This window comes from Stenotrophomonas geniculata ATCC 19374 = JCM 13324, assembly GCF_001431625.1.
Lineage (GTDB): Bacteria > Pseudomonadota > Gammaproteobacteria > Xanthomonadales > Xanthomonadaceae > Stenotrophomonas > Stenotrophomonas geniculata.
Map to the genome: position 1 here is coordinate 21,602 of NZ_LLXT01000151.1, position 7,203 is coordinate 28,804.

Sequence of the window (7,203 nt, forward strand, 5' to 3'; positions counted from 1 at the left end):
GCCCGCCCATGTCGAAAGCCGCGCATCCGATGCGTCACGCCATCGCCCTGTCCGTTGCCCTGCTGCTGGCAGCCTGTTCGCAGTCGCAGGTGGAAAACAGCGAGAAATCCGCCGCCGACCCGGGCCATGCCAGCGGCGAACACGGCTCTTCTTCTTCGGCCGGCCTGCCCGCAGGCCGCGAGGCCGCCGGTGAAGCCCGCGCCAAGGTGAAGGGCAAGGCCACCAACCAAAGCTGCATCGACTGCCACGGGGCTGACGGCAATGCGCCGATCGACCCGACCTATCCGAAGCTGGGTGGGCAGTACGGCGACTATCTGGCGCACGCCCTGCAGGCCTACCGTGCCGGTGACCGCCAGCACATGTTGATGACGCCGCAGGCGAAGGACCTGAGCGATCAGGACATCGCCGATCTGGCGGCGTACTTCGGTAGCCGGCCGAGCCAGTTGCGGGATCTGCACGGGGTCAAATGACTCCCAGCCCCCCCCCGGTGGGTGTGGAATCCGCTTTGTTGGGTGCGGACCATGGTCCGCACTGATGCAGACATCCACGCATGGCGTGGATCTACCAGGCACCGGCGTCGGTAGGTGCGGACCGTTGGTCCGCACGAACCCGGCGAACTCAGCCTTCCAGCTCTTCCCAGCGTGCGTACGCGGCATCCAGCTCGGCCTGCACCTTGGCCAGCTGCTGGGTGTGCGCGGTCACTTCGGCGCTGCTGCGGGTGTAGAACGACGGATCGTTCATCGCCGAGGTCAGCCCTTCGACATCGCCTTCCAGCTTCTCGATGGTCTTCGGCAGCTGCTCCAGTTCGCGCGCTTCCTTGTAGGCCAGCTTGCGCTTCGGTGCGGCCGGAGCTGCGGCCGTCGGGGTGGCCGGTGCAGCAACCGCCGGCTTGGCTGCCGGAGCCGCAGCAGGCGCTGCGATGCTGGCTGCATAGCGCTGCCAGTCGCTGTAGCCGCCGACGTACTCGCCAATCACGCCATCGCCTTCCATCACCAGCGTGGAGGTCACCACGTTGTCGATGAAGTCACGGTCGTGGCTGACCAGCAGCAGCGTGCCGGTGTAGTCGCCCAGCAGCTCTTCCAGCAGCTCCAGGGTTTCCACGTCGAGGTCGTTGGTCGGTTCGTCCATCACCAGCAGGTTGGACGGCTGCGCGAACAGCTTGGCCAGCAGCAGGCGGTTGCGCTCGCCACCGGACAGGCGGGTGATCGGTGCGCGCGCACGTTCCGGGGTGAACATGAAGTCCTGCAGGTAGGCATGCACGTGCTTGCGCTTGCCGTTGAACTCGAGGAAATCGCGGCCTTCGGCCACGTTCTCGATCGCGCTCCAGTCTTCGCGCAGCACCGCGCGGTACTGGTCGAAATAGGCGATCTGCAGGTTGGTGCCGGCGTTGACTTCGCCCTTGGCCGGCTGCAGTTCACCCAGCAGCAGCTTCAGCAGCGTGGTCTTGCCACTGCCGTTGGGGCCGATCAGGCCGATGCGGTCGCCACGCAGGATAGTCGTGGTGAAATCGCGGACCATGGTGCGCTCGCCGAAGGCGAACGAAATGTCCTTGACGTCGATGACCTTCTTGCCGGAGCTGACGCCCTGTGCGGCTTCCATCTTGACGTTGCCACTGAGATCGCGGCGCTGCGAACGCTCGGTGCGCATCGCCTTCAGGCGGCGCACGCGGCCTTCGTCGCGGGTACGACGGGCCTTGATGCCCTGGCGGATCCACACTTCTTCCTGCGCCAGCAGCTTGTCGAAGCGTGCGTTTTCCTGCGCCTGCGCGTTGAGGCGTTCCTCGCGACGGCGCTCGTAGTTGGCCCAGTCGCCCGGCCAGCTGGTGACCTGACCGCGGTCGATCTCGACGATGCGGGTGGCCAGCGCACGCAGGAAGCGGCGGTCATGGGTGACGAACACCACGCTGCCACTCCAGCCCTTCAGGAACGCTTCGAGCCAGTCGATGGCTTCGATGTCGAGGTGGTTGGTCGGTTCGTCCAGCAGCAACACATCCGGACTGGAGACCAGTGCACGGGCGAGCAGCACGCGGCGCTTCATGCCGCCGGACAGGCGGCCGAACTCGGCCTCGCCGTCCAGGTCGAGCTTGGTCAGGGTTTCGCTGACGCGCTGGTCCAGGCCCCAGCCGTTGGCGGCGTCGATCTTGGCCTGCACGTTGCCGAGGGCTTCGCCATCGAATACTTCTGCATGGCTGAGGTGGTGGAATTCGGCCAGCCACTGGCCCAGTTCGCCGAGGCCATCGGCGACGACGTCGAACACCGAGCCGGCGGCGCCGTGTGGCACTTCCTGCTCCAGGCGGGTGACGCGCACGCCCTGCTGCACGCGGACTTCGCCGTCATCGGGCTTGTGGTCGCCGGACAGCAGCTTGAGCAGGGTGGATTTGCCGGCGCCGTTGCGGCCGATCAGGGCGATGCGTTCGCCCGGCTCGATCGACAGTTCGGCCTTTTCCAGCAACAACGGGCCGCCGACGCTGAAGTCGACGTTCTGTAGGGTAATCAGAGGCATCCGGATATTGTACGGGTTGGGGGCGTCGGCCGGGTTGCACCCGGCACCCGCAGCGGCCACTGCTGCTGCCGAAGCAACAGCCAAAGCTGGTTTCCTGTGGGATGGCGGGGCGGTATGGGTCTGCAGGACACGCCGTAAACCCATCCATGGGGGCTCGATGGCGCCATCCATGGCGCCAACGGTCCTGCAGACCCACACCACCCCGCCTCTGACAGTTTCCCGCGATCTGTCGGAACGGCATTCTGCTCTGGTGGGTGTTGACCTTGGTCGACACGGTAGATCCACGCCATGCGTGGATGAGCGCTGCAGGGACTGTCGATGGATGAAATCGACTAGGGGTCTGATGACTTACTCCACGTCCCCCAACAACGCCTGCAATCCCGGCAGCCAGTGCTTGCCCGGGTGGCGTACCAGCCAGAGGGTGCGCTGCAGGGGCGGCAGCGCGGTCTCGATCACGCGCAGGCGGCCCAGCGCCAGCGGCTCTTCCAGCGCATGGCGCGAGAGGCAGGCCAGGCCGAGGCCGGCGATGGCGGCCTGCTTGATCGCTTCGGTATTGCCCAGCTGCAGGGTCTGGGCGAAGCCACGCAGATGCGGCAACAACGCCTGCTCCACCGCCTCGCGGGTGCCCGAGCCGGGCTCGCGCAGCAGCCAGCGTGCGCGGCGCAGTTCATCCAGCGACCAGCGCGCGGGGGCATCGGCGGCGGCGACGATCACCAGCGGATCCTGCTGCCAGGCGGTCACCTGCAGGCCGCGCTCGTGACACGGGCCTTCGATCAGGCCGGCGTCGACGTCCAGGCGCTGCACGGCGGCGACCACGCCGGCACTGTTGTCGATGCGCAGATCAACCTCGGCCTGTGGCGCCTGGCGCAGCAGTTCGGCGATGCGTGGCGGCAGCAGGTAATTGCCGATGGTGGTGCTGGCCGCCAGCACCAGCCGCAGCGGCGCGCCCTGCGACGGGTCGCCGCCGGCGGCCAACTGCCGCTCCAGATCGGCGGCGTTGACCAGCAAGGTACGCGCCGGCTCCAGCAGTGCGCGGCCGTGCCCGTTCAGCGCCAGGCGGCGGCCGATGCGGTCGAACAGCGGGGTGCCGAAGTGGGCTTCCAACTCCTGCAGGGCGGCGCTGCTGGCCGATTGCGAAAGCGCGATGGCCTGGCCGGCGGCGGTAGTGCTGCCGTGATCGGCGATGGCGACGAAGACCTGCAGCTGGCGCAAGGTCAGGCGCATGGCACTTACCTTCTTTATGGGTAGGTTTCACCCATATTATTCGTTTTACAGGTAATCATCTCAGGCGCACGCTTGCCCCATCTCTCCAGCGCTGCCCGTGCTATGAACGCCCCCGCCCTCTCCCCCTGGTCCCTGCCCGCCCTGCGCCAACGCTGGCAGCCGCGCCTGCCCGGCCTGCTGCTGGTCGGCCTGATCGCAGCGGCGTCGCTGTACCTGGCCGAGCTGCCGTGGCTGCAGGCACACGGCCTGAGTGCGCTGACCGTGGCCATCGTCGCCGGCATCGTGATCGGCAACACCCTCTACCCGCGGCTGGCGCCGAGCAGCGCGGCCGGTGTCGGCTTTTCCAAGCACTGGCTGCTGCGCGCCGGCATCGTGCTGTACGGCCTGCGCCTGACCTTCCAGGACATCGGCCACGTCGGCGTCAGCGGCGTGCTGATGGACGTGCTGGTGGTCGCCAGCACCTTCGGCCTGGCCTGCTGGCTGGGTGTGCGCGTGTTCAAGATGGAGCGCGAGGCAGCGATGCTGATCGGTGCTGGCAGCGCGATCTGCGGCGCGGCAGCGGTGATGGCTGCCGAACCCGTGGTGCGTGGCCGCGCGGCACAGGTCACGGTGGCCGTGTCGACGGTGGTGGTGTTCGGCACGCTGGCGATGTTCCTGTACCCGGCGCTGTATGCCCTGGTGCAGTCGCACGGCTGGCTGGCGATGGATGCGCAGCAGTACGGCCTTTTCACCGGTGCGACGGTGCATGAAGTGGCACAGGTGGTGGCGGCAGGCCGTGCGGTCAATGAAGCGGCGGCTGATACGGCGGTGATCACCAAGATGGTGCGGGTGATGCTGCTGGCGCCGTTCCTGGTTGCGCTGTCGCTGTGGCTGGCGCGTGGCGGCAAGGCCAGCGCCGACGGCAGCAAGGCGCGCATCGTGGTGCCGTGGTTCGCCTTCGGTTTCGTGGCGGTGGCCGGTTTCAACTCGCTGCATCTGCTGCCGGCGGGCCTGCAGGCCGGGCTGGTGCAGCTGGATACCGTGCTGCTGGCGATGGCGATGGCCGCGCTGGGCCTGACCACCCACGTCTCGGCGCTGCGCCAGGCAGGCCTGAAGCCGCTGCTGCTGGCGCTGATCCTGTTCGCCTGGCTGCTGTTCGGTGGCCTGGCGATTCATCAGGGCGTGTTGGCGGTGCTGGGCTGATCAAGAGCGTGCCGACCAAGGTCGGCGCCCACGTGGATGAAGACCCTGTGGCAGGGAGCGGCCGCGCAGACGGGTACAATGCGCCATGACTGACTTCTCGACCCTGCCGCTGAGCCCGGCCCTGCAGCCCGGCCTGGATGCCCTCGGCTACACCACCCTCACCCCCGTGCAGGCGCAGAGCCTGCCGGCCATTCTGGATGGCCGCGATGTGATCGCACAGGCGCCGACCGGCAGCGGCAAGACCGCCGCCTTCGGCCTGGGCCTGCTGCAGGCCATCGACCCCAGCCTGATCCGCGTGCAGGCACTGGTGCTGTGCCCGACCCGCGAACTGGCCGACCAGGTCGGCAAGCAGATCCGCAAGCTGGCCACCGGCATCCCCAACCTGAAGCTGTTGCTGCTGGTGGGCGGCGTGCCGCTGGGCCCTCAGCTGGCGTCGCTGGAAGGCCATGACCCGCATGTGGTGGTCGGCACACCCGGCCGCGTGCAGGAGCTGGCACGCAAGCGCGCGCTGAACCTGGGCGCGGTGCGCACGCTGGTGCTGGACGAAGCCGACCGCATGCTCGACATGGGCTTCGAGGAGCCGATCCGCGAGATCGCCGGCCGCACCCACAAGGACCGCCAGAGCCTGCTGTTCTCCGCCACCTTCCCCGACAGCATCCGCGCCATGGCGCGTGACTTGCTGCGCGACGCGGTGGAAGTGACCGTTGAAGGCGCCGATCAGGCGCCGGCCATCCGCCACCTGTTCTGCGAGGTGGAACCGGCGCACCGCCAGAAGGCGCTGGCGGGCCTGCTGCTGAAGTACACGCCGGAATCGGCGGTAGTGTTCTGCAACACCCGCAAGGACGTGGACGAGGTTGCGAATTCCCTGCAGCAGTTCGGCTTCTCCGCGCTCGCCCTGCATGGCGACATGGAGCAGCGCGACCGCGAGGAAGTGCTGTTGCTGCTGGCCAACCGCAGCTGCAACGTGCTGGTGGCCAGCGACGTGGCCGCACGTGGCCTGGACGTGGAAGAGCTGGCGGCGGTGATCAACTACGAGCTGCCGACCGACGTGGAGAGCTACCAGCATCGCGTGGGCCGTACCGGCCGTGCCGGTGCCAGCGGCCTGGCGATCAGCCTGGTGGCCGGCCGTGAGAAGACCCGCGCCGAAGCCATCGAAGCGCAGATGGGGCAGCCGTTGGACTGGCAGAAGACGCCGCTGGCGACCTCGCGCCCGGCCGAATTGCCGCAGGCCGCGATGCGCACCCTGCGCATTGATGGTGGCAAGACCGACAAGCTGCGCCCGGGCGACATCCTTGGCGCGCTGACCGGTGATGCCGGCCTGTCAGCCAAGTTCATCGGGAAGATCGCGATCTTCCCGACCCGCTCCTACGTGGCGATCGCCCGAGAGCAGGCCAACAAGGCCGTGGCCAGGCTGGAAGCCGGCAAGATCAAGGGCCGTCGCTTCCGCGTGCGGATGATGTGATTGGCAAGGTAGTCGCCGGGCATGGCCCGGCACTACCTGCATGCCGTGTGTAGCGCCGGGCCACGCCCGGCGACAGACTCAGAACACCAGTTCGGTGTGCAGCGGCAGGTCCGCTTCCCAGCGTGCGCGGCCGCCGAGGCCGTCCAGCTCGACCAGCACGCCGGCACCCACCACCTCGACACCCAGGCGGCGCACCAGCGACAACGCGGCGACCAGCGTGCCGCCCGTGGCCAGCACGTCGTCGATGATCGCCACGCGGGCACCGGCCGGCAGCGCATCGGCGTGCACTTCGATGCAGTCGCTGCGGTATTCCAGCGTGTATTCCTCGCGCAGCACCTGACCCGGCAGCTTGCCCGGCTTGCGCACCGGCACGAAGCCCACGCCCAGTTCCAGCGCCATGGCGGCACCGAGGATGAAACCGCGCGATTCGATACCGATCACCGCGTCCAGCTTCTGGTCGCGCCAACGGTCGGCCATCGCGGTGATGGCACCGCGGAAGTCCTCGCCATGGGCGAGCAGCGGCATGATGTCCTTGAAGAGGATGCCGGGCTTGGGGAAGTCGGCGATGTCGCGCAGGCGGGAGGCCCACTGCGGAGCGACGAGGGCGTCGGTCATGTCACGTTGGTTGTCTGATGGCGGCATAGGGTACCTGTTCCGGGCGCCGGCTGCCTGTTGGGGGTGTCGGCCGGGCTGCGCCCGGCACCTGCAGAGGCCACCGCGCAAGCAAAAGCGAAAACAAAAGCCGCATTCCGAGGGATGGCTGGGTGGGTCCGGTTGCGGGGGGCGCTGCAAGTACGTCCATGTAAGCTCGGTCGCCGCTTGCTCGTGTGCGC

The 7,203-nt window shown here is 68.0% G+C and carries 6 protein-coding genes; 3 read left to right on the top strand and 3 right to left on the bottom strand.

What is annotated here, in order from left to right:
- Positions 1 to 8 precede the first annotated feature (8 nt).
- The gene (locus tag ARC63_RS20560; RefSeq protein WP_019661289.1) at positions 9 to 470 is read left to right on the top strand and encodes a c-type cytochrome; all 462 of its coding nucleotides are present in this window, start codon (positions 9 to 11) and stop codon (positions 468 to 470) included.
- A gap of 148 nt (positions 471 to 618) precedes the next feature.
- On the opposite strand, the gene ARC63_RS20565 is transcribed toward ARC63_RS20560, so the two are convergent.
- Together ARC63_RS20565 and ARC63_RS20570 are read right to left on the bottom strand one after the other, a co-directional pair.
- On the bottom strand, positions 619 to 2,502 hold the full coding sequence (locus ARC63_RS20565) for an ATP-binding cassette domain-containing protein (protein ID WP_010484548.1): 1,884 nt from the start codon (positions 2,500 to 2,502) through the stop codon (positions 619 to 621).
- A gap of 348 nt (positions 2,503 to 2,850) precedes the next feature.
- The gene (locus tag ARC63_RS20570) at positions 2,851 to 3,726 is read right to left on the bottom strand and encodes a LysR family transcriptional regulator (RefSeq protein WP_057504267.1); all 876 of its coding nucleotides are present in this window, start codon (positions 3,724 to 3,726) and stop codon (positions 2,851 to 2,853) included.
- Between the two features lie 102 nt (positions 3,727 to 3,828).
- Between ARC63_RS20570 and ARC63_RS20575 the strand changes: the two genes are divergently transcribed.
- Both ARC63_RS20575 and dbpA read left to right on the top strand, forming a co-directional pair.
- A complete protein-coding gene (locus ARC63_RS20575) occupies positions 3,829 to 4,908 on the top strand; it encodes a YeiH family protein (RefSeq protein WP_057504268.1) in 1,080 nt (359 codons plus the stop codon).
- Positions 4,909 to 4,993: 85 nt separating this feature from the next.
- Positions 4,994 to 6,370: an ATP-dependent RNA helicase DbpA gene (gene dbpA, locus ARC63_RS20580; protein WP_010484543.1), complete on the top strand. Its 1,377-nt coding sequence runs from the start codon at positions 4,994 to 4,996 to the stop codon at positions 6,368 to 6,370.
- A gap of 78 nt (positions 6,371 to 6,448) precedes the next feature.
- On the opposite strand, the gene ARC63_RS20585 is transcribed toward dbpA, so the two are convergent.
- Positions 6,449 to 6,985 (bottom strand): adenine phosphoribosyltransferase, encoded by a 537-nt coding sequence (locus ARC63_RS20585; RefSeq protein WP_019338396.1) that lies wholly within the window; start codon positions 6,983 to 6,985, stop codon positions 6,449 to 6,451.
- Positions 6,986 to 7,203 lie beyond the last annotated feature (218 nt).